This is a genomic window from Streptomyces sp. NPDC007917 (assembly GCF_042959105.1).
Lineage (GTDB): Bacteria > Actinomycetota > Actinomycetes > Streptomycetales > Streptomycetaceae > Streptomyces.
Genome location: NZ_JBIBKK010000033.1, coordinates 31,740 through 57,677, shown reverse-complemented (window position 1 = coordinate 57,677; position 25,938 = coordinate 31,740). Strand labels below are relative to the sequence as shown.

Below are 25,938 nucleotides of genomic sequence, written 5' to 3'. Positions count from 1 at the left end.
TGGCTCCACAGCGGTCGCCTGTGGGGTTTGGGGTGCGTGGTTGCTCAGCGCCTCGTCTCGTACCTGGTCAGGACCACGCCGCCGGGAAACGTCCGCGTCTCCACCAGGTTCAGGTTCACCCAGCTGTCCAGCGCGGTGAAGAACGGCGTGCCGCTGCCCACCAGGACCGGGTGGGCGGCGATCGCGTACTCGTCGATCAGCCCGGCGCGCATGGCCGCCCCGGCGAGCGTTGCGCCGCCGATGTTCATGGGGCCGCCGTCCTCGGCCTTGAGCCGGGTGATCTCGGCGATCGCGTCGCCGGTGACCAGGTGGGTGTTCCAGTCGACCTTGTCGATCGTCGAGGAGAAGACCACCTTCGGCGTGTCCCGCCAGTTCCGCGCGAACTCGATCTCCGCCGGGGTGGCGTTGGGCTGCTGGTCGCCGGTCGGCCAGTAGGAGCTCATCGTCTCCCACAGCTTGCGCCCGTACAGCGACAGGCCACTCGCCTGCTCGTGGTCGAGCCACCACTGGAACAGCTCGTCGCTCGGCGGTCCGCTCCAGCCGATGTCGTCGCCGGCCGCGGCGATGTAGCCGTCCAGGGTCAGGTTCATGCCGTAGATCAGTTTCCGCATGGCTCAGCCTTCCGTCCGTGGGTGTCCGGCGTATAGACCAGCGCGGCGCGGGAAACTCATCGGTGCGTGATCTGGGCTCGCCGGTAGCCCTCGTGCTCGGGGTTCAGCGTGGTGTACTCGGCCGACTCGGACAAGCCGCCTGATCTCGACCTCGCCGTGCGTGTCCGTTCGTACTCCAGTGCCCGTGTAACTGTCCTGCGATCAAGGTCGGTTACACGGGCACCGGGGGCGGATGGTGGATGTAGAGGTGTGTGTTCGGCTTGCCGAGGACGAGGTGCGCGAGGGCCTCGCCTGGGTGTCGGTGCCGTTAGCCCCTGCGGCGGTGTCGGCCGACGCATGACGCGGTCGGAGTGGAGCCGGCCGAGCCAGCGCGGGTGCATGTGCGCCGGGGCAGGTGAAGGAGATGTTTTCCGCCCTGATCACCTGCGGCCCGCCCTCGGGGATCTGGGCGGTGCCCCGGCGGCAGGTTCACCGCTTGGCCAGAGGGAGGAAGCGGGCCCAGTCGTCCAGGGACAGCGAGGTGCGGAACAGGCGGGCCCCGGCTCGCACTGTGGTGGCCAGCGCCGTGCCGGAGGTCCGTACGGCCAGGGCGGCGGTCTCTGCGGCGGCGAGCTCCATCTGCCCGGTGGCCACGAGGAGTGCAAGTGCGGTCGGCCATGGTGCCGGCGCGGACCTCGTCGGCGGTGTCGCGTTCGGTGGTGTAGGCGCGGAAGATGCTGCGCAGCCGGGAGCCGGCGAGGTTGCGGTGGTGGGCGGTGTGCTCGATCCGGGCCCCGCGCAGGGCGCCCCATGCGCACGGGATGATCGAGGCGATCAGCAGGGGCGGCAACACCGGGTGCAGGGTGATGACGACTGTCGCGGTGGCGGCCAGCTGGGCCGCGGCTGAGGTGAGGAGCCGGGCGTCGAGGATGAGGTCGCCGGTCTTCTGCGCGCCGTCGGAGGCGGCGGCATCGCACAGCTAGCGGCTGCAGGAGGCGAGGACGACCACCATCGAGGCTGCCAGGTTGCTCCGCAGGATCCTACTCAGGACCATCCCGGAGCCGTGCTGGTCACCAGCCTTGTGAGCTCGTCGTGGGTGCTGGCGGCCCGGCCGGGTGCGCGGATGGCCGCCACCGGGGCAGGCCGCACCGACATGTTCGAGGGCCACCGTGTCCGCCGTAGAAAGATGGGGACAGTGTGCCGTGGCGGTGATGCTTCATCCCGCCCCTGTGGCGCCATGACGCGCAGACCACCGTCCCCCGGAGGCCCTCCCGCTGTGCGGCCGCGTCACCAGCCGGTCAGCAGCAAGTGATTGAGAAGCAGGGCGAGCGCGGCCTGCGTGGCGAGCCAGGTACGGGGGCGGGTCAGGAACGCGCACGCGGCCGGTAGCCACATCGCGAACGGGAGCCAGATGCGCTCGGTCTCCGCTTTGCTCATCCCGGACAGGTCGGCGATGAGCAGAGCGGCGAACGCGGCGGCGACGAGCAGCGCGAGGCGCAGTTCGGGGGAGGCGCTGAGAGTGCCCTTCCGGGGCAGGACACGCCGGCGGTGGGAGGAGCCGACGTTTACGGAAGCGCCGTGACGGTCGGGTGTCGGGACACGCAGGGGAGTGTCGAGGAGAGGACGGAGGAGAGTGGCGCCGGCGCGCCGCAGAGCCGCCACCGTTGCCGGGCCCACGATCAGGACCGTGCAGGCGAGGTTGGCCCACACCCAGTAGCCGTAGGGCCGGATACCGCCGGCCCCTTGGTAGTAGCGGTCGACGAGCAGTCGGTACGCCTCCCACCAGTTGAAGCCCATAAGGGTGAACACGAGCGGCACGACGGTGGCTCCGGCGAGGACGTAGGGCAGGGAACGGGTTCGTCCGGGGCCGAGCAGCAGGACGGCGCCCGCGATCACGGCGAAGAGGGTGAGTCCGTAGGAGAGGTAGCAGGTGAGGCCGAGGAGGAGCCCCGAGGCGAAACCGGTGAGCCGCGGCCGGTGTCCGGTCACCGCGAGGGCGAGGAACGCGATGGCCCAGGCGGCGACCGCCGCGAAGTAGCCGTCCGCGGACGTCCCCATCCATACCGCGGCCGGCGTCAGCACCAGGAACGGGGCCGCCCGGCGCGCGAGGGCCTCGTCCGCGAGCGCCCGCACGGTGACCAGTACGGCCACGCACGCCGCCGCGCCGACGGTGATGCACCAGATTCCGGCCCAGCCCCCGCCGCCGAGCCCGGCCCGGTCGAGCAGGACGAATGTGACCGTCGCCGCCGGTGGGTGGCCCGCCACATGTGCGGGCCAGTGGTCGGGGGAGTGGAGCAGGATGTGGTGGGTGAAGTCCCGCAGCGTCGCGGGGATGTCCTGGAAGCGGTCGATGACCTGTAGGTACTCGTATCTGGTCGTGAGCCGCACCGCGATCCCGCGCCGCCAGCCGTCGATCAGCGCCAGTGACCACGTCCACGCCATCGCCGTGCCCCAGGCGGTGGCGAGCAGCATCCGCCACGGCAGCCGGGAGGCCACTCGCGGGCCGTACGCCACGACGGCGACCGCGACGACGAGCGCCGCAGGGGTGCCGGGGCCGACATGAGGCCCCCAGTTGGCATACAGCGGAGGCCAGCCCACGTGCAGGGTGCCGTGCTCCCGCTCGATCGCGGTGCCGACCAGTGCGGCCGCCGCGACGAACAGCGCGGCGGCCACGGCCGCGTAAAGGTCTCGGAGAAGATCACGGGTCACGGGGAAACGCTAGGCCGCGGGGACCGTGCCGATGCCGCTGCGCGTGCGGACGTCAGCGTTTCGTCATGTGTCCAAGGCCCCTCTCCCCTGTTGTTCCGGCCTACGGTCGGCGCATGTCACGGTTGCCCGCCCCACCCACCTCGCCCGCCTCGCCCACCTCCCCCGGTTTCTGGCGCAGTCCGCTGCGCGGTCCGTGGTTCACCTCGGTCCTCGGCGTCCTGCTGCTCGGCGGGATCACCGTGCTCTTCGTGACGGGATTGCTGTCGTACGCCGCCTACAACCCAGACCTGTCACCGGTCAACGACAAGACCCCGGACAAGGGACTGCTCGGCTTCTATTTGTTCGCCTGGCCGACCGATCCGCCCTGGCTGTACCGGCTCACCCAGGGCGTCCATGTCACGCTCGGCATCACGCTCATCCCCGTCCTGCTGGCCAAGCTGTGGTCGGTGGTGCCGAAGCTGTTCGCGCTCCCGCCGGCCCGGTCTCTCGCCCATGCCCTGGAGCGGATCTCGCTGCTCCTGCTGGTCGGTGGCGCGCTTTTCGAATTCGTCACGGGCGTGCTCAACATCCAGCTGGACTACGTCTTCCCCGGCTCCTTCTACCCGCTGCACTTCTACGGGGCATGGGTGTTCTTCGCCGCGTTCCTCGTGCACGTGGTGCTGCGGGCGCCGGCTGCCGTACGGAATCTGCGTCGCATGCGGGAGGGCAAGAGCACGCAGGAGGAGACCGGCGCGCAGCGGGAGTTCCCGCTGGTCTCCCCGCGGCCCATGGAGCCCACCGTGTCCCGGCGCGGTGGGCTGTGGCTGGTCGGAGGTGGTGCGCTGGTGCTGTTCGGGACCACGGCAGGACAGAGCTTCGGCGGCCCGCTGCGGCGGACAGCCCTGCTCGCGCCGCACGGTGGAGCCGATCCAGGAGACGGCCCCGGCGGCTTCCAGATCAACAAGACGGCCGCGTCCCGGGGGATCAGTGCCGCGGAGACGAGTGAGGAGGCGTGGCAGCTGGCCGTCACCGGGCCCGTTGGGACTGTCCGGCTGAGCCGGGCCGAGCTGCTGGACCTTCCCTTGTCCAGTTCGTCGCTGCCCATTGCCTGTGTGGAGGGCTGGTCGACCTCCGACCAGTGGTGGCGGGGCGTACCGCTGCGGGATCTCGCCGCCCTGGTGGGATATGACGCGGACGCGGCGCCCGATGTTCTGGTGGAGTCCCTCCAGCGCCACGGGGCCTTCCGGCGGGCGGCCCTGCGCGCCAACCAGGTACGGGACCCGCGCTCCCTGCTGGCGTTGGACGTCAACGGTGAGCCGCTGACCTCTGACCACGGCTACCCGGCCCGGATCATCGTGCCGGCGGCGCCGGGCGTGCTCAATACGAAGTGGGTCGCCCGGATGAGGTTCGGCCGGCTGTGAGGGGACTTCCGAGGAGATCTGCGATGCGACGTGGTGTGAAGGTGGGCAGCCCACTGCAACTTCTGCTTCTGGCCTGCTCGTTCGCGCTGGCCGGGTATGCGGGGACGCGGCTGCTGGCGGGTGACTGGTTCCAGGTGGCGCTGTGGTTCGTGGGGGCGGCGCTGGTCCACGATCTGGTGCTGCTGCCGCTGTACGCGGTGGCGGACCGCGCGGTCGTACGGTGGCTCGGCGCGGTCGGCCACCGGGGGTGGGCCATGTACGTCCGGGTCCCGGCCGCCCTGTCAGGGCTGCTCCTGCTCGTGTGGTTCCCGCTCATCAGCGGCCGGGTGGCGGACCACTACCCGTCGACGACCGGGCTGCCCGGGGACGGCTTCCTCGCCCGCTGGCTGCTGATCACAGCCGTGTTCTTCGGTGGCTCGGCGCTGCTGCTGGTGCTGCGGCTGCGCAGGGCGACGAAGCAACGGCCACCGGCCGACCACTGATCGACGGGGAGCCAGCCCAGCGGGCGGGCGTACCGGAGCAGCGCCGGGGTGCCGAGCCGGGCCCAGGGGAACGGGGCGTCGGCGGCGCCCAGGGCGCTGGTACCACCGGTGACGCCGACGAGGTGGACGCTGACGCGCTCGTCGATGTCCACAGGAGCCGTCTCGGCGATCAGCAGGCCGCCGGTGACGAGGAGCCGGGCCAGCCGCTCGAGCAGGGCGCACGGATCGCCGCCTATGCCGAGGTTCCCGTCGACAAGGAGGGCGCTGCCCCACCGGCCTTCGCCCGGGAGCGGTTCGAAGACGGAGCGCAGCAGCGCCTGCCCGCCGAGCCGTACGGTGTGGGCGACGGCGGCCTCGCTGACGTCGATGCCGAGCGCCCTCCGGCCCCGGGCGGCGAGCTCCGCGACCAGCCGTCCCGGACCGCACCCGACATCGAGGACGGCACCCTCACAGCGGTCCAGGATCCGCAGGTCCACGGCGTCGGCGCGCGCACACCACCGCTCCACGTCCAAGGGCAGCAGCCAGCCGTCGTCGCGGCGGAGGAAGAGGGGGCCGTGTCCGGCCCGCAGGGCGTCGGCGTAGGGGTCGGCGGCCCAGCTGTGCTCGGAGGTGTCCCGCGCCATCACCTCATACGCTGTGCTCATCGACCGCTGACCGCCCGCAGCCGGGCCAGTTCCGCGGCGAAGCAGCCGCGCGGCGCCATCGCGGCGACCGCTTCGGCGTCGGCGGGCGTGTCCACGTCCCGCAGGCTCGGCAGATCGCGCACTCGCAGACCCGCCGCGACGAGCCGGGCGCGCTGAACGGCGCCGGTGGCGGGCGTCGACATCGGGACCCCGCGCAGCAGCTCCGGGTCCGGCTGTGCCAGCCCGAGCGCCCAGAAGCCACCGTCCTCGGCCGGACCGAAGCAGGCATCACACCCGTCGAAGTCCACTGTGAGCAGGCCCGGGGTGACCTGCGGTGTGTCCATTCCGATCAGCAGGGCCGGGCCGTCGCAGCCCGCGAAGGCCGCGGCCAGCCGTTCGTCGAGGCCGCCCGCACTCTGCGGTACGACGTCGAAACCGGGCGGCAGCCAGGGCCCGGTCTCCCCGTCGAGGACCAGGACCCGGCGCCGGGCGGGTGCCGTGGCCACCGTGCGCAGGGTGTCTGTGAGAGCCGCTTCGGCGAGCGCCGCCGCCTCCTCGGGCGTGAAGCGCGGTGTGAGCCGGGTCTTCACCCGTCCCGGGCGCGGTTCCTTGGCGATGACGAGCAGGGTGGTCATCGGCCTCCTCCCGCGTGTGCTGGGGCCGCAGCGGGTACGACGGGCGCCTCGGCCGGAACGCGACTCATGTCCCGTACCGCCTGCCAGGTGCCGCGCCAGGTGCCCGTCACCTTTGAGACACCGGCGCGCGGCAGACAGGGGACGTCGTGCTCGGTGACACGCCAGCCCGCGTCGGCGGCCCGCACGACCATCTCAAGCGGGTAGCCGCTGCGCCGGTCGGTCAGACCGAGGGCGAGCAGTGGCTCGCGGCATGCGGCGCGCAGGGGACCGAGGTCGGAGCCGAAACCGCGGCGCGGCTCGTGGACGACGGTCGCGCCGAGTTCCCGGGCGATGTCCGCCGAGCCGTCGGTGGAGCCGTTGTCCACGACCAGCGCGCGCCACCGGGGTGGAATGCGGGGGAGTACCCAGGGGAGTGCCTCGGCCTCGTTCGGACAGGGGAGGACGACATCGACGTCCTCGGGTGTGGAAGAGGTCATCACGGCTCTCACCCTACGAACACGAAAGGTACATAACAGACTCCGGCTCCTTACGAAACACGGACGTCGGTACCCGCGGGCGGCTGGAGGGCGACGTGGAAGAGCGCGCGGTGCGAGGCTGGCCGTATGGAACAGCAGCCGTACGAGTCGGTGGCGGACGTGGCCGCCGGCAGAGGGACCGGGGACGCCCGTGTCCTCGTTGTCGACGACGATCCCACAGTCGCGGAGGTCGTCTCGGGCTACCTGGATCGCGCCGGGTATGTGGTGGACCGCGCGGGGGACGGGCCGACCGCCCTGGCCAGCGCCGCCGCGCACTGGCCGGACCTGGTGGTACTCGATCTGATGCTGCCCGGCATGGACGGCCTGGAGGTGTGCCGCCGGATGCGCGGGCGCGGCCCCGTCCCGGTCATCATGCTCACCGCCCGCGGCGACGAGGACGACCGCATCCTGGGCCTGGAGGTGGGCGCCGACGACTACGTCACCAAGCCGTTCAGCCCGAGGGAGCTGGTGCTGAGGGTGGAGTCCGTACTGCGCCGCACGCGGCCCCTCGCGGGAACGCGTACCCTCAGCGCGGCCGGACTCACCGTCGACCCGGCTGCCCGCCGCGTCACCAAGAACGGTGACGAACTGACCCTCACCCTGCGCGAATTCGACCTGCTCGCGTTCTTCCTCCGCCATCCGGGCCGGGCGTACAGCCGCGAGGACCTGATGCGGGAGGTGTGGGGCTGGGACTTCGGCGACCTGTCGACCGTCACGGTCCACGTCCGACGGCTCCGCAACAAGGTCGAGGACGATCCGGCCCGGCCTCGACTGATCCAGACGGTATGGGGCGTCGGTTACCGCTTCGACCCCACCAGCACACGGAACGACGGCGAGAAGTGATCATGCGCGACACCCTCCTCATCGCCCTGTACGCCTTCCTCGGCGCCGCCGCGGCCGGGCTGCTCGGCGCGGGAACACTGCGGCTGCTGCGGCGCCGTTCACTGACCACCTCACTCACCGTGGTGGCCTCTGTCGCCGTGACCGCGATGCTCGCGGGCACACTGGCCGTGGCACAGGCGATGTTCCTGTCCGCACACGACCTGTCCGTGGTCACGACGGTGGTCGCGATGGCGGCCGTCGTCTCCCTGGCCACCGCAATGCTGCTGGGCCGCTGGGTGGTCGCGCGCAGCCGTGAACTCGCCCTCGCCGCCCGTTCCTTCGGTGACGGCGGCGACTTCACGGCGCCCGACGGTCCGGTCACAGCCGAACTCGCCTCCCTCAGCCGCGAGTTGGAGGCCACCAGTGCCAAACTGACCGAGTCCCGGGAGCGCGAGCGCGCCCTGGAGTCCTCCCGCCGTGAACTCGTCGCCTGGATCTCGCACGACCTGCGCACACCGCTCGCCGGCCTGCGCGCCATGTCCGAGGCGCTGGAGGACGGCGTCGCCACCGACCCCGGCCGCTACCTGAAGCAGATCCGTACCGAGGTCGAACGCCTCAATGACATGGTCGGCGACCTCTTCGAACTCTCCCGCATCCATGCCGGCACCCTGGCCCTGTCGCCCTCCCGGATGTCCGTCTACGACCTGGTCGGTGATGCCCTCGCCGGGGTGTATCCGCTGGCCCACGAACACGGGGTGCGACTCGTCGGGGACCGCGTCGAGCCGGTGCCGGTGGAGGTGGACGGCAAGGAGATGAGCCGCGTGCTGGGCAACCTCCTGGTCAACGCGATCCGGCGCACCCCCGCGGACGGCACGGTCATGGTGGCCGCCGAGCGACTGCCCGACGGTGTGGTGGTGTCCGTGACGGACGGCTGCGGCGGCATCCCCGAGGAGGACCTGCCCCGCGTCTTCGACACCGGTTGGCGCGGCACCCACGCCCGCACGCCTCCGGCAGGCGCCGGGCTCGGCCTGGCCATCGTCCGCGGCATCGTGGAGGCCCACCAGGGCCGCGCCACGGTCCGGAACATCCCCGGCGGCTGCCGCTTCGAAGTGGTGCTGCCCGCAGCGGCTTCCTGAACGCGGACAGCTCCACCGGCCCACCACGGGCCCTACGAGCGCATCCCGGCCCGCGCGAACTCCCGCATGCCCTCCTCGAACCCGACCTCCGGCTTCCACCCCAGCTCCGACCGCAACCGGGACGAGTCCGCCGTGATGTGCCGCACGTCCCCCAGCCGGTGCTCCCCGGTCACGACCGGTTCGGGCCCGCCGTACGCCACGGCCAGCGCCGACGCCATCTCGCCGACCGTGTGCGGCTCGCCGCTGCCGGTGTTGTACGCGGTGAGCACACCGACGGCGGCATCCGCCTCCAGCGCCGCCGCATTGGCCGCCGCCACGTCCCGTACGTGCACGAAGTCCCGCCGCTGCCGGCCGTCCTCGAACACGCGCGGCGCCTCACCCCGGGCGAGCGCCGAACGGAAGAAGGAGGCGACCCCGGCGTAGGGCGTGTCCCGGGGCATCCGGGGTCCGTACACGTTGTGGTAGCGCAACGAGACCGCCGCCCCGCCCGTCGACCGTGCCCACGCGGCGGCCAGATGTTCCTGGGCGAGTTTGGTCGTGGCGTACACGTTGCGCGGATCGGCCGGGGCGTCCTCGGCGACCAGACCGGGCGACAACTCCTCCCCACACACCGGACAGCGCGGCTCGAAGCGCCCGCCCTCCAGATCGGTGACGGTCCGAGGCCCCGGCCGCACCACCCCGTGCCGCTCGCACGTGTACCGGCCCTCCCCGTAGACCACCATCGACCCGGCCAGCACGAGCCGCCGTACACCCTGCTCGGCCATGGCGGTGAGCAGTACCGCAATGCCGAGGTCGTTGCGGGAGACGTACTCCGCCGCGTCGGCGAACCCCGTACCGAGCCCGACCATCGCGGCCTGATGGCACACCGCGTCCACCCCGGCCAGGGCGCGCACCACCGCGTCCCGGTCCCGCACGTCCGCACCCACGTCCTCGCTCGTATCGAACACGACGGGCTCGTGCCCGCGCGCCTGGAGCGCCTCGACGACATGGGACCCGATGAACCCGGCACCGCCGGTGACCAATACACGCATGCGCCCACGGTAGGGCGGCACCCCCGCCACCCCACGGGACCGCGCCCACCACGTCACGAGTCCGTAAGACAACGTGACTGCGTCCGGCGAGCATGGCGGTACGTCACAGGCCGCCGACGCAGCCCGGGACCGTACGGCGACACACACATCGACGGGCCAGAACCCGGACCGACCGACACGCCCAGCACTTCGCTCCGGATTTTTCTCGGCCGTCGGCGGGGACGTCGTGGTCGGTGACAGGCCCGGTGTCCCGCGTGCATGGACAAGAGCTTGCGGACGATCTTGTACACCGGCGAGACGGTCACGCGGATATGCTGCCGGCCTGGCAAACATCCGGTCATTCACTGATCGTCGCGAAGCGGCGCAAGCGCTCCACCGACTGCGGGCGTGGAGCTGGCAGTGCGGTATCCGTCGACCTGGATGAGCCAACCCGAAGCGGCACTCACCTGTGACTTTCTCTGTAGTGAGGTTCGTGGCCATCGTGTCGAGCCGTGCTGCGGAAGGGGGCGGCGGATAGGTCCGGTATCGAAAACCATCGAAAGTCGGACCTGCCCGTCGACAGCAGACATCCTATGAGTTGAAGCTGTTGGCATGGACCGCAGACATTTCTTTGCATGGTCGACCATGGCCGGTGCCGGTGTGGCGGACGTGGCGTTGTCCAGTGGTGCGTATGCGGCCGAAGGGCCCGACGCCGGCTGGACGTCGGCGTCGGGCGCACCGGGGCTCGACACGAGACCCGGCGATCTCGTGCTCTGGTATCCCCGTCCGGCCTCCGCGTGGCTGGAGGCGCTGCCTATCGGCAACGGACGGCTCGGGGCGATGGTCTTCGGCGGCGCTGAGAGTGAACTGCTGCAGCTGAACGAGGACACGGTGTGGGCGGGCGGACCGTACGAGCCCGCCAATCCGAAGGCCCTGGCCAGTCTGCCCGAGATCCGGAGGCGGGTCTTCGCCGGGGAATGGGATGCCGCCCAGTCCCTGATCGACTCGGACTTTCTCGGTATCCCCAAGGGCGAGTTGATGTACCAGACGGTCGGCAACCTGCGACTGGCCTTCGACGCCGGGGGCGAGGTCGGAGACTACCGGCGCACCCTGGACCTCGACTCCGCCGTCACCTCCGTGCGCTACGCGCAGGGTGGCGTGACCTACCACCGTGAGTGCTTCGCCAGCCACTCCGACCAGGTGATCGTCATGCGTCTGACCGCGGACGCGCCGGGGTCCGTGTCCTTCACCGCGGCCTTCGACAGCCCTCAGACCGTGACCGCGTCCTCGCCCGACCGGATCACCGTCGCGATCGACGGAACGTCACAGACCCGCGAGGGCATCACCGGGCAGGTACGGTTCCGGGCGCTGGCCCGCGCCCGGGCCGACGGCGGAACGGTCAGCAGCGAGGACGGGACTCTCACGGTGACGGGGGCCGATTCCGTCACCCTGCTGGTCTCGGTCGGCACGAGCTACACCGACTACCGGAACCCGACCGGCGACCACGCCGCCCGCGCCACCGCCCCCCTCAATGCCGCGTCGGACGTCCCGTACGCACGGCTCCGGAAGCGCCATGTCGCCGACTACCAGAGCCTGTTCCGGCGGGTCGCACTCGACCTCGGCACGACCGACGCGGCGGCGCTGCCCACCGACGAACGAGTGGCCAATTTCGCCTCAACCGCCGACCCGCAGTTGATCGCCCTGCATTTCCAGTACGGGCGCTATCTGCTGATCTCCTCGTCACGGCCCGGTACCCAGCCCGCCAACCTTCAGGGCATCTGGAACGACTCGCTCAGCCCGTCCTGGGACTCGAAGTACACGATCAACATCAATACGGAGATGAACTACTGGCCGGCACCCGTCACCAACCTCCTGGAGTGCTGGGAACCGGTTTTCGACCTGCTCGCGGAGCTGTCGGTCGCCGGGGCCACAACCGCACGGCTGCAGTACGGGGCCGGAGGCTGGGTCACCCATCACAACACCGACGCCTGGCGCGGCACGGCACCGGTGGACGGTGCGTTCTGGGGCATGTGGCAGACCGGCGGCGCCTGGCTGGCGACCGGTATCTGGGAGCACTATCTGTTCACGGGCGACAAGCAGGCGCTGCGTCGTCGCTATCCGGTGCTCCGGGGCGCGGTGCGGTTCTTCCTCGACACCCTGGTCCCCGATCCGGCCGGCGGACACCTCGTTACCTGCCCCGCGGTCTCCCCGGAGCACGCCCACCACACGGACGTGTCCATCTGCGCCGGGCCCACCATGGACAACCAGATCCTGCGTGATCTCTTCGACGGGTTCATCAAGGCATCCGAGCTCCTCGGCGAAGACGTGGACGCCGGGATACGGGCCGAGGCGCGGGCCGTACGCGAGAAACTGCCGCCCATGAAGATCGGTGCCCAGGGCCAGTTGCAGGAGTGGCAGGAGGACTGGGACGCGATTGCTCCTGAGCAGAACCACCGGCACGTCTCGCACCTGTACGGTCTGCACCCCAGCAACCAGATCACCAAGCGGGGCACCCCGGAGCTGTTCGCCGCGGCGCGCACGACCCTGGAGCAGCGCGGTGACGCGGGCACCGGCTGGTCCCTCGCCTGGAAGATCAACTTCTGGGCAAGGCTGGAGGAGGGGGCGCGGTCCTACAAGCTGCTGACCGACCTGCTCACCCCCGAGCGCACCGCGCCGAATCTCTTCGATCTGCACCCGCCTTTCCAGATCGACGGCAACTTCGGGGCGACGGCGGGCATTTCGGAGTGGTTGCTCCAGTCCCACGCGGGTGAGCTGCATCTGCTGCCCGCGCTTCCGCCGGCCCTGCTCGACGGCCGGGTACGCGGTCTGCTGGCGCGCGGTGGCTTCGAGGTGGACCTGACGTGGGGCCAGGGCGCCTTGCTGACGGGCGAGCTGCGTTCCCGCTCCGGCAACCAGGTGACACTGCGGTCCGCGACGGATCTGAAGGTGACCGCGCACGGCCGTCGGGTCCGGACACGGCGCCCGGAGCCGGGGCTGATCGTTTTCGACACGGAGCCCGGGGCGGCGTACCGCCTGAACGCCGCCGGCTGAGCACCGCCTCGCGACCGCTCGTGCCTGCCGCCGGTGGCAGGCAGGAGCGGGCTCATCCCCCGCATCCGCGGTGTTCACCAGCTGATTCCGGCCGCCACCGGCAGGTGGTCACTGCCCGTGGCCGGCAGCGACCACGAGCTGTCCGGCTTCACGCCGCGGACCAGGATGTGGTCGATCCGCACCACCGGGAACTTTGCCGGCCAGCTGAAGCCGAAGCCGTTGCCGGCCGCGTCCTGGGCCGAGCGCAGCTGCGAGGTGATGTCGGCGAACGCGCGGTCGTCCATGGTGCCGTTCAGGTCGCCGAGCAGCACCACCCGCTCATTCTGCTCGGCGGCGATGGCCTTGCCGAGCGCCTGCGCGCCTCGATCCCGCGAGTCTGTCCAAAAGCCCACCCTGGGATTCACCCGTGCGGACCCCAGGTGGGCGACATACACCGCCAGCGGACCCTGGTCCGTGGCCACCGTGGTGCGCAGCGCCCGGGTGTAGGCCATCTTGATGTCGACCGGCTTGGTCTCCGCCAGCGGCCCGTAGTCCATCTTGATGTCGACCGGTTGGGTGTCCGACAGAGGCAGCTTGCTCCACAGCCCGACCGTGCCCTGCACCGTGTGGTGCGGGTACGCCTTCGTCAGTTCCTTCTCGTACAGCGGCTTCGCCTGCGGGGTGATCTCCTCCAGCGCCAGCACGTCCGCGCCGGAGGCGGCCAGGTCGCGGGCGGTGGCGGCCGGGTCGGGGTTGTCGGCGCTGACGTTGTGGCTGACCACGGTGAGGTCGCTGCCCGGGTGGGACTTGTCGATGAGCAGCCCGCCGAAGAGGTTCAGCCACACCGCAACCGGCAACAGCAGCGCGACCACCGCGGAGGCGGAGCGGCGCCACAGCGCCCCGGCCAGCAGCACCGGGATGAACAGGCCGAACCACGGCAGGAAGGTCTCCACCAGGCTGCCGAGGTTCCCGATCCGGTTCGGGATCTTCGCGTGCAGCAGCATGGACAGGCCCAGCAGCAGCGCCAGCGCCGCGAGCACCAGGCCGCGCTTCCAGGGCCCCGGCCGGGAGCCGATGCGGATCACCCGGCGGATGCCCGCGCGCCAGGCACCGCAGCCGGTGTCCCGGCGGCCGACGCCTTCCTGCCCGGTCTGCTCCGCCGTGTCGACCTGCACCATCGTCTGTCCTCGTTCACTGCCGGTCACTGCTGCATCCTCGGGTCCTGGGTGGGGTCGGCATATACACGCGGGCAGCCACCGTCGACCGCATCGGTGCGCCGTTCGTAGTGCCACGGTTCGTTCCGGTAGATCTGGCACAGCCCGTACTCGGCACCGTGCTCGGCCAGCCACACCGTCGCGTTGCAGCGCCCGAGGTCGGCCGCGTCCCCGGACACGTGCGCAGACGTCTCCGCGGTGGCCACCCATAACTCGACTCCGTCGTCCGCGGCAGCCGTTGCCGCCTGGCGGAGGGACGAGGACTTCGGCACCTGGTAGCCGAGGGCCGCGGTGATCACTGCTATGACGACGTACAGGCTGACGCCCAAGAGCCAGCGCATCGGGCGGCTCGTTGTTCGTACTGAAGGCGGTGTTCGATGCATGCCGCCAGTCAAGGCAGCTCGGTGTTGGCGGCACGTATGCGGATTTCGATATGCCGACGATATGTGCCGACTCGTAGCCTTGATGACATGCGTGTGCTGATCGTCGAGGACGAACCCTTTCTGGCAGAAGCCATCCGCGACGGTCTACGCCTGGAAGCGATCGCGGCCGATATCGCAGGTGACGGCGACACCGCTCTGGAAAGGCTGAGCATCAACACCTACGACATCGCCGTCCTGGACCGCGACATCCCCGGACCGTCCGGTGACGAGATCGCCCGACGGATCATCGCCTCCGGCAGCGGCATGCCGATCCTCATGCTCACCGCGGCCGACCGGCTCGACGACAAGGCCTCCGGGTTCGAACTCGGAGCGGATGACTACCTCACGAAACCCTTCGAACTCCAGGAACTCGCACTCAGGCTCAGAGCACTCGACCGCAGGCGCGCCCACATCAGGCCTCCCGTGCGGGAGATCGCAGGGCTGCGCCTTGACCCGTTCCGCCGCGAGGTCTACCGGGACGGCCGCTACGTCGCGCTGACCAGGAAGCAGTTCGCGGTGCTCGACGTCCTCGTCGCTGCAGAAGGCGGTGTCGTCAGCGCCGAAGATCTCCTGGAACGCGCGTGGGATGAGAATGCCGACCCGTTCACCAACGCCGTGCGCATCACCGTCTCGGCCCTGCGCAAGCGTCTCGGCGAACCCTGGATCATCGCCACCGTGCCGGGCGTCGGCTACCGCATCAAAACGCAACCGGAGGCGGGAGACGAAGGAGGAGCACGTGGATAGAGGGCCTGGGTTGAGCGTTCGCCTCAAGCTCACCCTCAGCTACGCCGGATTCCTCATGCTCGCCGGTGTCCTGATGGTCGCGGCGGTGTGGGTTTTCCTGCTCAGGGACCTGCCCGACGTGACAGCCGGCATCGGCGGATTGCAGGTCCGCTCCCAGCTCGCACTCAACTTCGCGTCGGGGGCAGCTGTGGTCATGGCGTTCCTGCTGGTGTTCGGTCTCCTGGGAGGCTGGATCCTCGCCGGCCGCATGCTCACCCCCCTGACCCGCATCACGGACGCCACACGCGTGGCCGCGGCCGGATCCCTCTCCCACCGGATCCGGCTACCGGGCCGCAGGGACGAGTTCCGCGAACTCGCCGATGCCTTCGACACGATGCTCGCACAGCTCGAAGTACACGTCGCCGAACAGCAAAGATTCGCCGCCAACGCCTCTCACGAGCTGCGCACCCCGCTGGCGATCTCGAAGGCACTTCTCGACGTGGCCCGCACCGATCCGAACCGTGACATCGGCGAACTCATCGACCGCCTGCACGCCGTCAACACCCGAGCGATCGACCTCACTGAGGCACTGCTTCTGGTCAGCCGCGCCGAGCAGCGAGCTTTCACCAGGGAACGCGTCGACCTGTCCCTCGTGGTGGAAGAGGCCACCGAGACACTCCTGCCCCTCGCGGAAAAGCACGGCATCACCATCGAGACCACCGGCGGCATCACCCCCACGAGCGGATCGCCCGCGCTCCTGCTGCAGCTGACCACGAACCTCGTGCACAACGCGATCGTCCACAACATGCCTGAACAGGGCACCGTGTGGGTGAACACCAGCATCCGCCCCAAGACTGTGGTGCTCACTGTCGAAAACACCGGCGAGCAGCTCGCCCCGCAGCGTGTCGCGACCCTCACCGAACCATTCCAACGCGGCACCGAGCGCATCCACACCGACCACGCAGGCGTCGGACTCGGCCTGACAATCGTCAAAACCATCACCCAGGCACACGACGGAACACTCACCCTCACCCCGCGCTCTGCCGGCGGGATCCGCATCACTGTGGAACTACCCGTGATAGCTCCGCACACCGACAAGTAATGAGTCAGCGAATTGGTGCGCCGCCACCATTGAGCAGACGGTCACTGACCGATTCTGAGCTTGAGCACGGTGAGACGAACACGGTGATCGCCAAAGAGCTGCGGGTCGGTGCCCGGTCCGATGGAAGCCACAAGCGGCAGATGGCAAGCCCGATGAGCGGGGATCACTCGCAGCGGCGGACCGTCGTCAGCCGTCCTGAGCGGGGAACACCTCGTCGACGGCGCGGCGCAGTGTTTCGCGGACAGCCTTGGCGTTGTCGAGTTCGGAGGCCTGGAACGCGCCGTCATGGAGCAGGACGAGGACGCGTACGGCGTGGTCGAGGTCGGGGTGGCCCATGGCGGCCGAGAGGTCGCGCAGCACGCCGAACAGCCAGGTGCGCTGGTCGTCGATGCCCTGGTCTACGTGGCCGCCTTTCAGCCCGACGAGGGCGAGAGTGCCTTCGAAAACCTGGGTCATTCAAGCACCCCGGACCACAGTTTTCCGACATGACCCGGGATCATGAGTGCCACTCCGGAGCCGTCCGGTCACCCCGAACCCCTCGTTGCCGAGCCGCTCGTCCGCACCGAGGTCAAGATCGGCTACGCACGGGTGTCGACCGGCGGGCAGAAGCTCGAACGACAGATCGACGCCCTCACAGCCGCCGAGTGCCGGAAGGTCTTCTCCGACAAGAAGCCCGGCAAGACCGACCTGCGCCCGGAACTGAAAGCATGCCACGCCTTCCGCTGGGCGACGAGTCGCTGGCGCGCCCTGGCCGGTCAACGGCGCGTGGGGGTTAGGAGGCGCGCGGGGTCACCAGACCGGATTCGTAGGCGAGGACCACGAGTTGGGCGCGGTCGCGGGCGTGGAGCTTGGTCATGGCCCGGTTGATGTGGGTTTTGGCGGTCAACGGGCTCATGACCAGGCGGTCGGCGATCTCGTCGTTGGACAGGCCCTGGGCGACCAGGGCGACCGCTTCGCGTTCGCGGCCGGTCAGCTCCTCCAGCCCGGTGCCGACGCGGGTGAGGAGCGGCTGGGTGACGTACCGGTCGATGAGCTTGCGGGTGATCGCGGGCGCGAGCAGGGCGTCGCCGCGGGCGGCGACGCGTACGGCGTGCAGGAAGTCCTCTGGCACGATGTCCTTGACGAGGAAGCCGGCGGCGCCGGCGCGCAGCGCGTTGAAGACGTACTCGTCCATGCCGTAGTTGGTCAGCATGACGACGTGTACGCCGGCCAGGGCCGGGTCCGCGGCGATGCGCCGGGTCGCTTCAATGCCGTCCATGACGGGCATCTGGATGTCGATGAGAGCGACGTCGGGCAGCTGCTCCTTGGCGAGCACCAGGCCCTCTTGGCCATTGGCGGCCTCGGCCACCACCTTGATGTCGTCTTCGAGGTCGAGTAGCGCGCGGAAGCCACTGCGGATGAGCGGCTGGTCATCGACCAGCAGGACACGGATCACGAGGCTCCGTTCGTGGGGAGTTCGGCCTGGACGGTGAAGCCACCCGCGCTGCGCGGCTCGGTGTGCAGTCGGCCGCCCAGGGCTGTGACGCGTTCGCGCATGCCGAGCAGCCCGAGGCCGGGCGTCGGCGGGGGGTGCAAGGTGGCCTTTCCGTTGTCGTCGACACGGATGGCGAGGGTGTCCGGCCGGTAATCGATGAGCACTGAGGCAGTGGTCGCGGCGGCGTGCCGGGCGACGTTGGTGAGCGACTCCTGAACGATCCGGTAAGCGGTACGGCCCACCGCGGCCGGCACGGCATGCGGATGTCCTGCGATCGTCAGCGTCGTCTCCAGGCCGGTCGTTCGGAACCGTTTCACCAGGTTGGGGATGTGGCCGAGTCCGTGCGGTGGGGTGGTGTCGTCGTCGCGCAGCGCCTCAAGGGTCGCGCGCAGCTCCCTGCTCGCCTCCCGGCCGGCTTCCTGGATCGCCAGCAGGGCCTCCGGGACCTGCTCGCCCCGCCGCCGGGCCACGTGGACCGCGACCTCGGACTGCACCTTGATAACCGAGATCTGGTGGGTGAGCGAGTCGTGCAGCTCCCGCGCGATGCGCAGCCGCTCCTCATCCGCGCGGCGCCTGGCGGTTTCCTCGCGAGTGCGCTCGGCTTCGTCCGCCCGCCGTTCGGCCTGCCGCACCGCCTCCCCGGCGGCGAAGGCGGCGATCAGCCAGGCGACCTCAAGGGTGTTCCGGGCCCGCGCCACGACCTCGCGCGCGGGACCGTCGTGGAAGACCAGAGCCGTGAGGTGGAGCATGGCCAGCAGGCCTGCGGAGGCAGCCAGCGTGACGGCACGGTGTCCGGCGCGTACCGCGCCGTAGACCGCGACCAGGTACGCGACGGAGAGCACCTCGAACCCGGCCCCCAGGTAGCCCACCGCACACAGCCCGGTGACGGCCAGGACCACGAGCGGCGTCCGGCGGTGCGCGGCCAGCGCCAGCCCGCCGGCCGCCAGCAGCGCACAGCCGAGCAGCTCGCGGCCCCCGGACGGGTGTGTTCCGGACAGCCCGGTGCCCAGCAGCAGCGCCGCCACGCCCACAGCGATCGCCCAGTCGGTGACCCCGGCCGGGACAGCGAACCGTCCTTTGCCCATGGGGGCACCGTAGCCGGATGCGGTTGTGGGCGCGTCCGGCTCATGGGCGAGCGGTCGGCTACCGCGTGCGCGGTACCACCGCGCCGTCTGCCGCATCCGCAGTATCCGCCTCCCCGCAGCGGCGGCAGCGGGAAGTGCCTGCACCTGCTGGACGACCGGCGGGGGGCCCGGCTCGCATGCTCAAGGCACATCGAACCTCGCAATCAGCGACGGAGAAGGAGGAGAGCGGCATGAGTGCTTCAGCAGCGCTGATGGCGGCCGCCGAGGGCGGGATCATCGGCGACGGGCGGACCGGGGCCAACCTGGCCCTCGGGGTAGGGCTGCTCGGCCTGGCCATCGGCTGGCTGGCCCTGGCCCGAGCCGACGGCCGGATCAGCACTGGCAACGCGCGCACCGGCGGGATGTCGGCCATCGCGGTGGGCATGGCCGGCACGGCCCTTGCGGTGTTGCACCTGGCCACCTCCAATGGCGGTCCCGGCACCGGCAACGGACTCGTCGGCGCCATCGTGGCCATCCCGCTGGGGCTGGGCGCCGTGCTCCTCGGCCGCCGGGCGCTGACCCGATGCCACCTCGCCGACCGGCCCGCCGATCGGATGCCCGTCTAACCGCCACCGGGTCACGGCGTGCGTGCGGCCACCGCACGCCGGACCGCGTAGGCGCCGGACCGCGTAGGCGCCGGACCGCGTAGGCGCCGGACCGCGTAGGCGCCGGACCGCGTAGGCGGCGGCGCCGAGGGCCAGGACCGCGGCGCCCCAGACCACCGAGGCCGGGCGGCCCTGGAGGCCGCCCGCGCGGCCCGCGCCCGGCTGCTGGAGCTGCTGTCCGACGCCGACGCGATCCTCGGCCCCGCCGCCCCCGGGCCACCTACGGCGAGACACAGGCCTCCGTGACCGGCGTGATCGAGCGGATCTTCGCCCCCCAGCTCACCGGTATGGATGTCCTCGCCCGCGAGCGGATCCACGCCCGGCTGCACCGCACGGTGGGCGACCCGGCCGCCAAGGCGGCGATCGACATGGCCCTGTGGGACATCGCGGGACAGTCGCTGGGGCTGCCGGTCAGCCGACTCCTCGGCGGCTGGTCCGACCGGATGCGGGTCGCCCACATGCTCGGCTTCGACACCCCGGAGCGCATGGCCGCGGAGGCCGAGCGGACGCGGGACACGTACGGCATCACCACCTTCAAGGTGAAGGTCGGGCGCCGCCCGGTCCGGCTCGACATCGAGGTGTGCCGGGCCCTGCGCGACGCCCTGGGTGGTGAGGCCGAGCTGTACGTGGACGGCAACCGCGGCTGGACCGCCTCCGAGTCGGCGGCGGCCCTGCGAGAGCTCGACGCGATCGGCATCACGCTGGCCGAGGAACTGTGCCCCGCCGACGACGTCCTGGGCCGCCGGCGGCTCGTACGCAACAGCCCCGTGCCGTTCGTCGCGGAGGAATCCGCCACCACTCCCGCCGACGTGACCCGCTCGCTCCTGGACGGAGCAGCCACCGCGATCAGCATCAAGACCGCCCGCACCGGCTTCACCCACTCCCAGCGCGTGCTCTTCCAGTGCGAGGGTATGGGCGCCGAGGTCGTCATGGGCAATCAGATCGACGGCCAGCTGGGCACGGTGTGCACGGCGGTCTTCGGCGCCGCCCACGCCTCGTCCGCCCGCCGTCCGGGCGAACTCTCCAACTTCCTGGACATGAGCGACGACCTGCTCACCGAGCCACTCGCCATCACCGACGGCGTGCTCGCCGTACCGGACCTCCCCGGCCTCGGCGTGGCGGTCCCTCCGTGGGAAGCACCCCTTGCCCCTCCAGCTCCCGCAGGGACAGGCCGCCGGCTTCGAGCTGCATGGCGCGCATCGCCTGGAGCAGCTGGGCCGGGGTGTGGATGAATTGCGGCTGGAGGGCCGGCTCGCTGCGGCTGCCCAGTGCGGCCAAGCGGCCGCGCCGGGAACAGCCGGTCCGGTCGGCGCGGTTGCATCGACCGAGGGACCGGCGCCGCACGGGCGGGGAACACGGAGACCACAAGGTCGCCCGCCCCACCAGGATCCGGGCCCCAAGAGCGCGGTACACCCACCGCACACTTGGACCACGACGTATTTCTGCAGGAGGATTGTTTCATGACTGACCGGCCCTTGACGCTCATGGCAGTACACGCCCATCCCGACGACGAGGCCACCGGAACCGGAGGGGTCCTCGCGCGGTACGCGGCGGAGGGCATCCGGACGGTTCTCGTGACGTGTACCGACGGCGGTTGCGGTGACGGGCCGGGGGGTGTCAAGCCGGGCGATCCCGGGCACGATCCGGCGGCGGTCGCTTTGATGCGCCGTCAAGAACTTGAGGCGAGCTGTGACGTCCTGAAGGTCAGCGATCTGGAGATGCTGGATTATGCCGACTCGGGGATGATGGGCTGGCCGAGCAACGACGCCGCCGGATCCTTCTGGCAGACCCCTGTGCAGGAAGGCGCGGCCCGACTCGCGGAACTCATGCGGCACTACCGACCTGATGTGGTCGTCACCTATGACGAGAACGGCTTCTACGGCCACCCCGACCACATCCAGGCCCACCGCATCACGATGGCGGCGCTGGAGATGACCGCGCTGGTCCCGAAGGTGTACTGGACCACGATGCCCCGCTCGATGATGCAGCGGTTCGGCGAGGTCATGCGCGAGTTTCATCCGGACATGCCGGAGCCGGATCCTGCCGAGGCCGCCGCGTTGGCCGAGATCGGCCTCCCCGACGATGAGATCACCACGTGGGTGGACACGACCGGGTTCAGCGGTCAGAAGTTCGACGCGCTGGCCGCGCACGCCAGTCAGGGCGAGAACATCTTCTTCCTCAAGATGGGCAAGGAGAGGTTCGGCGAGTTGATGGGCATGGAGACCTTCGTACGTGTCCAGGACGCCACCGGCGCGGCCGTACCCGAGAACGATCTCTTCGCCGGACTGCGCTGATCCGCCCGCCCGACCGGCCGGGGAAGCGCATCGACCGCACGGCGCGGTCAAGCGGGTCACACACCCGGAGGCTCATCCACGCGAGATCAGCTCCGGCAGCCCGAGTCCAGGCCCTCGCCGACGGCGGCGTCGACGCGTGCCCGCACTTCCGACCTGACACCGCGCTCGTCCCCAAACCGCCTGGCAACCGCCTCCGGCACGAACCGCGAGATCCTACCGCTGCGCAGGATCCGCGTTGCAGGCGGGCGGCGCCAGGACAGGCGAGCCGTCCCCGGGCCATGACACCCAGTGCAGCAAAACACCACGGCGCAGGCTGCCGCGGCCCAGCGGCGCATCGACCCGGCCATCGCGGAGGCAGTCGAGCGGCAGACCCGAGCGATGCGCGAGCTGAGTCGGCGTAGGTTCGCGGAGGCGGAGGCGGAGGCGGAGGCGGAGGCGGAGGCGCGCTCGGACGACCAGTCGGCCCCGCTCGAGGCAGCGCGCGTCCAGCGCCGCCGTGATGCTGAGACCACCCGTGCCGTGGCGGTGCGCCGAGCCAGGGCGGAACGCGCTGCCCGGGGGCTGGGGTGGTGGCCGCCGTGCCGCGATCGGCTGCACTGCGGACCACGGCAGTGGTCGGCGGAGCTGTCGCGAAGTCGCCGTGGGACAGGCTCGCGGGCGCGAGACTGTCTCACGGCGGAGGCAAGGGTGAGCCGCCTAAACCCCGCTGCCGGCCAGGAGAGCCAGGGGAAGATCGGGGACAAAGACGGGCTGGACAGCCGCCAGGGTCCCCGCGTTCAGGGCCAGAGCCTGAAAGAGCGCGGCAAAGACGCTCCCCAGGATCCCGCCGAACCAGGCCGGACTGCGCAGGAGGTGTCGGACGAGGCCGAGGCGGGCCGGAGAGTCCGGCACACCCAGGGCCGCTCGCCGTTGCAGCTCGGTTCCCGTGGCGTTGCTGCCGGCAGCGAGCAATGCGAACATGGCCGCCCGAATCATCCCGGTTCTACCACTTCGATGCTGAACGCTGCCCGCCGCCGACACAGACCTTCTGCGCTTGCCACTGCACGCGAGGGTGAGTGCGGGCGTGTTCCGCGAGGGCACCCCACGGCGGCGTTGGCCTGGTGCAGTCCGTGAGGACGGGCCGCACCGGGCTTGGAGTCACGCCCAGGGCACCGCCGACAAAGAAGGTGGCGATGAAGGCCGAGTTGAGGCGGGCCCGGACGCTGCACCGCCGTCGCCGCCGGCCGTCCTCGCGACGTCGTTGAGCGGCTCATCACGGCCGGCCAGTGGCTGTCCGGGAGTCCGGGAGTCCGGGAGTCCGGACATCCAGATCGTGACCGACGCCGGTTATGACGTGACCCGCCTGGCTCGGGGCCTGCGAGATGTTGCCGATCGATCTGGTCGGGCGGCTCCGCGGCGACCGCGTGACGGTTACCGAAACCGCCGCGCGTCTGCGACCCGAAGGGCGGCGCCCACCCAAGCATGGGCTAGATCCTGGGCTGGCCCTGGCCCTGGCCCTGGCCGCAGGGGCCGGAAGCAGCCGACCGGTGGACGATCTGTGCTCTGCGCCCCGGAGGGCGGCGAGCCGGGAAACGGGTGCACTATGGACTGGAGCGACGCGTGGGTTCGTAGTTGAGTTCTGAAGCACCCGACGCCAGCGAAGGGGACCCCCGAATGCAGCGAGACGACCTGCCTGCCCCGGTCACCGGGGTGCTCCTCACCCACTTCCTGACCGTGCGGGACGTGCCCCGGTCGCGCACCTTCTACGCGGACGTCCTCGGCGGCACCGTGGTGCTGGAAGAGAACCCGTGCGTCATCAAGCTCGCCAACGGCTGGATCATCATGAACCCCGGCGGCGGCCCGACCCCTGACAAACCCGATGTGACGCTGCGGCCGCCCGATGACCCCAGCACCACGTCGAGCTTCCTCAACATCCGTGTGGCCGACATCGACGCCTGCTACCGGGAATGGAGCGCCAAAGGGGCGGAATTCCTCACCCCGCCCATTGACCGGAAAGCCGAGCTGCGCTGCTATCTCCGCGACCCCGACGGTTATCTCATCGAGGTCGGCCAGGCGACCGGCATGCTGGAAGGGGTGTTCGCCGACCCGCCCGCAGGAACGAGGTAACCCGGCAGGTCACCTCGGCTCGGTGGAGTACGGTCCGGGCGAGGCCAAGGGCGCGCCCTGGCAACCACACTGCGGCTTCGAGAGGGGCGCGCGAAGCTGCTGCCGTACGATCTGGGCGGCTCCTTCCCCTGCACCGCCGAGTTGCGCCATCGATGGCGCCCGCTATACCAGGCGGCTCCACCCCTACGCCTGCACCACCACAACCTGCTGGGCCGTGCCCCTGTCGCCGGGGCTCCCGGAGCTGGCGACCGGCAACCATGTGGGGCGGCCAGTTCCTGAGGGGTCGCCCTGCGGGGTTCAGTGTTCGTGGCGGATCCGGTGGCGGTCCTCGGCGAAGCGGGTGGCTTCGAACACCACCAGGCCGACCATCGCGGCGGTGAGCACCGCGAGGGTGGCCAGCGCGGGGATGTGCGGCCCGATCCCCAGCATCGACAGCAACGCGACGACCGGCACCGCGTGCCGCACGTTGACGACGTGCAGGACACGCCACGTGAACCCGGCATGTCCCAGCAGGTACAGCGTGAGGCCCCCGACCAGCGCGGTGAGCCCGACACCCTTCAGAGGCTCGGCGAGGTCGTGGTGCACGGGGTCGCCCACGTACGCCAGGACCTTCTTCAGCCCCAACGCGAGCAGCACCACGCCGGCGACCAGCGGCAGGTGCAGATAGCTGTAGGCGTCGCGCGCCAGCCGGGGCCTGTCAGCGTCCGGCGTGGCAGCGAACGCCCGCTCGGCCGCGAGCGCGGTGACGTCGAAGTAGGACCACCACAGGGCTGCCGACAGGACCAGCCCCAATACCGCGGTGGCCACGATCGGCAACGAGATCGGCAGCTTGGCCACCCCGACACCCACAGCAACGATCGACTCGCCCAGTGCGACGATCAGGATCAGGCCGTGCCGTTCGGCGAAGTGCCCAGCCGAGCGGAGCCGCCACCCCCGCGCCCCGCCCAGGTAGTTGCCCAGGTAGTCCGCCACCAGCGCCGCCGCCCACAGCGCAGTCTGCGTCGGCCCATCGGTCCCGGCCGCGACCAGCAGCAAAGTGGTTGCCACGAGCATCGACGGCGCGAAACGCAGCAGCTGCCCGCGCAGCCCCGGGTCATCGGCGGAGATGATCCAAAACAGCACCAGGTGCACGCCGCGGAAGAGGAAGTAGCAGACCGCGACGACGACGGGGCCGTGCAGCCCACCGGGGAGGTCGTCGAACGCCTCGGGGATGCTCAGCGCGAGGACGAACATCACAGCCATCGCGGCGAACAGCGCCGGTCGCGTGACGCCTTCGTCCGCGCGCGCCACATTGCCCACCCATGAGTAGCACACCCAGCTCCACCACAGCAGCCCGAAGATGAGCATCCCGCGCAGCATCCCGTGCCAGGTGAGATCCTCGGCCATGAACGCCGTGACCCCGGTGAGCGCGAACACGAACACCAGGTCGAAGAAGAGCTCCAACGGCGTCACCGCACCGCTTTCGTGCTGCATCTCGGTCCGCAAACGACCTCGGGGCCTGTTCATGGCGACATGGTGGCACACCCGGTGAGCTGGCCGGGAACATCGGTCAACGCCCGGGGAATCCCATGGGCTGTCACTCTTTCCGGACTCGCCTCCAGGAGTGGCCGACTGTGCCCCGCAGTGGGCCGTAGGCGTCGCCGCCGTCGCGTTCGACGCGCCCAGCGGGCGGCTGGACCCGCGCCCGGACTCCTCCGCCTCGGGGTTCAGGCCCGGCTGAGCTCGGCGCACCTGGGTCCGCGGTGCTTTTGCCAGCAGGCCGAGCACAACCCCAGCCCGGAATGCCGCCGCAGCTGCCCGCATTCACGGCAGATCCTCGGCGGCTTCTTCTCCGGCCGGGGCCGTGAACAGTGACCGCACCAGCCGGTCTTCTCGCGCAGACAGCCCAGCTTTCCGCAGCGTGGGCATGTCCGCCGGCCAGC

At 70.6% G+C, this 25,938-nt stretch carries 24 protein-coding genes and 1 pseudogene; 11 read left to right on the top strand and 14 right to left on the bottom strand.

Annotated features, from left to right (window positions below; translation table 11 throughout):
- Window positions 1–44: 44 nt before the first annotated feature.
- From ACFZDL_RS40630 to ACFZDL_RS40620, 3 genes are all read right to left on the bottom strand, one after another.
- Window positions 45–611 (bottom strand): dihydrofolate reductase family protein, encoded by a 567-nt coding sequence (locus tag ACFZDL_RS40630; RefSeq protein ID WP_353595512.1) that lies wholly within the window; start codon window positions 609–611, stop codon window positions 45–47.
- Between the two features lie 468 nt (window positions 612–1,079).
- Window positions 1,080–1,244, bottom strand: coding sequence for a hypothetical protein (locus ACFZDL_RS40625; RefSeq protein WP_353595513.1), 165 nt, complete (start codon window positions 1,242–1,244; stop codon window positions 1,080–1,082).
- A gap of 633 nt (window positions 1,245–1,877) precedes the next feature.
- The gene (locus ACFZDL_RS40620) at window positions 1,878–3,299 is read right to left on the bottom strand and encodes a hypothetical protein (RefSeq protein WP_353595514.1); all 1,422 of its coding nucleotides are present in this window, start codon (window positions 3,297–3,299) and stop codon (window positions 1,878–1,880) included.
- A gap of 113 nt (window positions 3,300–3,412) precedes the next feature.
- Between ACFZDL_RS40620 and ACFZDL_RS40615 the strand changes: the two genes are divergently transcribed.
- On the top strand, window positions 3,413–4,699 hold the full coding sequence (locus ACFZDL_RS40615; RefSeq protein WP_353595515.1) for a molybdopterin-dependent oxidoreductase: 1,287 nt from the start codon (window positions 3,413–3,415) through the stop codon (window positions 4,697–4,699).
- Window positions 4,700–5,036: 337 nt separating this feature from the next.
- Here the strand turns inward: ACFZDL_RS40615 and ACFZDL_RS40610 are convergent, their stop codons facing one another.
- From ACFZDL_RS40610 to ACFZDL_RS40600, 3 genes are read right to left on the bottom strand one after another with little or no spacing between them, the layout of a single operon-like run.
- Entirely contained in the window at window positions 5,037–5,825 is a 789-nt protein-coding gene (locus tag ACFZDL_RS40610; RefSeq protein WP_353595516.1) for a class I SAM-dependent methyltransferase, read from the bottom strand.
- Window positions 5,822–6,439, bottom strand: a complete 618-nt coding sequence (locus tag ACFZDL_RS40605; protein ID WP_353595517.1) for a DUF2064 domain-containing protein — start codon at window positions 6,437–6,439, stop codon at window positions 5,822–5,824. The genes ACFZDL_RS40610 and ACFZDL_RS40605 overlap by 4 nt, the downstream gene beginning before the upstream one ends.
- The gene (locus tag ACFZDL_RS40600; RefSeq protein ID WP_353595518.1) at window positions 6,436–6,915 is read right to left on the bottom strand and encodes a glycosyltransferase; all 480 of its coding nucleotides are present in this window, start codon (window positions 6,913–6,915) and stop codon (window positions 6,436–6,438) included. Before ACFZDL_RS40600 ends, ACFZDL_RS40605 begins: the two co-directional genes overlap by 4 nt.
- A 126-nt stretch (window positions 6,916–7,041) precedes the next feature.
- Between ACFZDL_RS40600 and ACFZDL_RS40595 the strand changes: the two genes are divergently transcribed.
- Together ACFZDL_RS40595 and ACFZDL_RS40590 are read left to right on the top strand one after the other, a co-directional pair.
- Window positions 7,042–7,797: a response regulator transcription factor gene (locus ACFZDL_RS40595; protein ID WP_353595519.1), complete on the top strand. Its 756-nt coding sequence runs from the start codon at window positions 7,042–7,044 to the stop codon at window positions 7,795–7,797.
- A gap of 2 nt (window positions 7,798–7,799) precedes the next feature.
- A complete protein-coding gene (locus ACFZDL_RS40590; protein ID WP_353595520.1) occupies window positions 7,800–8,912 on the top strand; it encodes a HAMP domain-containing sensor histidine kinase in 1,113 nt (370 codons plus the stop codon).
- 32 nt (window positions 8,913–8,944) lie between these two features.
- On the opposite strand, the gene ACFZDL_RS40585 is transcribed toward ACFZDL_RS40590, so the two are convergent.
- On the bottom strand, window positions 8,945–9,943 hold the full coding sequence (locus ACFZDL_RS40585) for an NAD-dependent epimerase/dehydratase family protein (protein WP_353595521.1): 999 nt from the start codon (window positions 9,941–9,943) through the stop codon (window positions 8,945–8,947).
- A gap of 591 nt (window positions 9,944–10,534) precedes the next feature.
- Between ACFZDL_RS40585 and ACFZDL_RS40580 the strand changes: the two genes are divergently transcribed.
- On the top strand, window positions 10,535–12,973 hold the full coding sequence (locus ACFZDL_RS40580) for a glycoside hydrolase family 95 protein (protein ID WP_353595522.1): 2,439 nt from the start codon (window positions 10,535–10,537) through the stop codon (window positions 12,971–12,973).
- Window positions 12,974–13,047: 74 nt separating this feature from the next.
- Here ACFZDL_RS40580 and ACFZDL_RS40575 read toward each other — a convergent pair whose 3' ends face one another.
- Entirely contained in the window at window positions 13,048–14,130 is a 1,083-nt protein-coding gene (locus ACFZDL_RS40575; protein WP_353595570.1) for an endonuclease/exonuclease/phosphatase family protein, read from the bottom strand.
- Window positions 14,131–14,153: 23 nt separating this feature from the next.
- Window positions 14,154–14,507, bottom strand: coding sequence for a hypothetical protein (locus ACFZDL_RS40570; protein WP_353595523.1), 354 nt, complete (start codon window positions 14,505–14,507; stop codon window positions 14,154–14,156).
- A 129-nt stretch (window positions 14,508–14,636) separates the two neighbouring features.
- On the opposite strand from ACFZDL_RS40570, the gene ACFZDL_RS40565 reads away from it, so the two are divergent.
- Both ACFZDL_RS40565 and ACFZDL_RS40560 read left to right on the top strand, forming a co-directional pair.
- A complete protein-coding gene (locus ACFZDL_RS40565; protein WP_353595524.1) occupies window positions 14,637–15,332 on the top strand; it encodes a response regulator transcription factor in 696 nt (231 codons plus the stop codon).
- Window positions 15,325–16,413, top strand: coding sequence for a HAMP domain-containing sensor histidine kinase (locus ACFZDL_RS40560; protein ID WP_353595525.1), 1,089 nt, complete (start codon window positions 15,325–15,327; stop codon window positions 16,411–16,413). Before ACFZDL_RS40565 ends, ACFZDL_RS40560 begins: the two co-directional genes overlap by 8 nt.
- 186 nt (window positions 16,414–16,599) lie before the next feature.
- On the opposite strand, the gene ACFZDL_RS40555 is transcribed toward ACFZDL_RS40560, so the two are convergent.
- Entirely contained in the window at window positions 16,600–16,869 is a 270-nt protein-coding gene (locus ACFZDL_RS40555; protein WP_353595526.1) for a hypothetical protein, read from the bottom strand.
- 42 nt (window positions 16,870–16,911) lie between these two features.
- Between ACFZDL_RS40555 and ACFZDL_RS40550 the strand changes: the two genes are divergently transcribed.
- A complete protein-coding gene (locus tag ACFZDL_RS40550; protein WP_353595527.1) occupies window positions 16,912–17,280 on the top strand; it encodes a recombinase family protein in 369 nt (122 codons plus the stop codon).
- Here the strand turns inward: ACFZDL_RS40550 and ACFZDL_RS40545 are convergent.
- Both ACFZDL_RS40545 and ACFZDL_RS40540 read right to left on the bottom strand, forming a co-directional pair.
- Complete coding sequence (locus ACFZDL_RS40545; protein ID WP_353595528.1) at window positions 17,186–17,848, bottom strand: response regulator transcription factor; 663 nt, start codon at window positions 17,846–17,848, stop codon at window positions 17,186–17,188. The genes ACFZDL_RS40550 and ACFZDL_RS40545 overlap by 95 nt on opposite strands.
- A complete protein-coding gene (locus ACFZDL_RS40540; protein WP_353595529.1) occupies window positions 17,845–18,972 on the bottom strand; it encodes a sensor histidine kinase in 1,128 nt (375 codons plus the stop codon). Before ACFZDL_RS40540 ends, ACFZDL_RS40545 begins: the two co-directional genes overlap by 4 nt.
- A gap of 230 nt (window positions 18,973–19,202) precedes the next feature.
- Between ACFZDL_RS40540 and ACFZDL_RS40535 the strand changes: the two genes are divergently transcribed.
- The 3 genes and pseudogenes from ACFZDL_RS40535 to ACFZDL_RS40525 all read left to right on the top strand — a co-directional run bounded on the left by ACFZDL_RS40535 (window position 19,203) and on the right by ACFZDL_RS40525 (window position 21,910).
- A complete protein-coding gene (locus ACFZDL_RS40535; RefSeq protein WP_353595530.1) occupies window positions 19,203–19,577 on the top strand; it encodes a DUF6223 family protein in 375 nt (124 codons plus the stop codon).
- Window positions 19,578–19,816: 239 nt separating this feature from the next.
- Window positions 19,817–20,746: pseudogene (locus ACFZDL_RS40530) on the top strand (mandelate racemase/muconate lactonizing enzyme family protein); the annotation flags it as partial.
- Between the two features lie 330 nt (window positions 20,747–21,076).
- Complete coding sequence (locus ACFZDL_RS40525; protein ID WP_353595532.1) at window positions 21,077–21,910, top strand: PIG-L family deacetylase; 834 nt, start codon at window positions 21,077–21,079, stop codon at window positions 21,908–21,910.
- A 696-nt stretch (window positions 21,911–22,606) separates the two neighbouring features.
- Here the strand turns inward: ACFZDL_RS40525 and ACFZDL_RS40520 are convergent.
- On the bottom strand, window positions 22,607–22,870 hold the full coding sequence (locus tag ACFZDL_RS40520; RefSeq protein ID WP_353595533.1) for a hypothetical protein: 264 nt from the start codon (window positions 22,868–22,870) through the stop codon (window positions 22,607–22,609).
- 693 nt (window positions 22,871–23,563) lie between these two features.
- Between ACFZDL_RS40520 and ACFZDL_RS40515 the strand changes: the two genes are divergently transcribed.
- Window positions 23,564–24,016, top strand: a complete 453-nt coding sequence (locus ACFZDL_RS40515) for a VOC family protein (protein ID WP_353595534.1) — start codon at window positions 23,564–23,566, stop codon at window positions 24,014–24,016.
- Between the two features lie 297 nt (window positions 24,017–24,313).
- Here the strand turns inward: ACFZDL_RS40515 and ACFZDL_RS40510 are convergent, their stop codons facing one another.
- Entirely contained in the window at window positions 24,314–25,522 is a 1,209-nt protein-coding gene (locus ACFZDL_RS40510; protein ID WP_353595535.1) for a low temperature requirement protein A, read from the bottom strand.
- Window positions 25,523–25,938 lie beyond the last annotated feature (416 nt).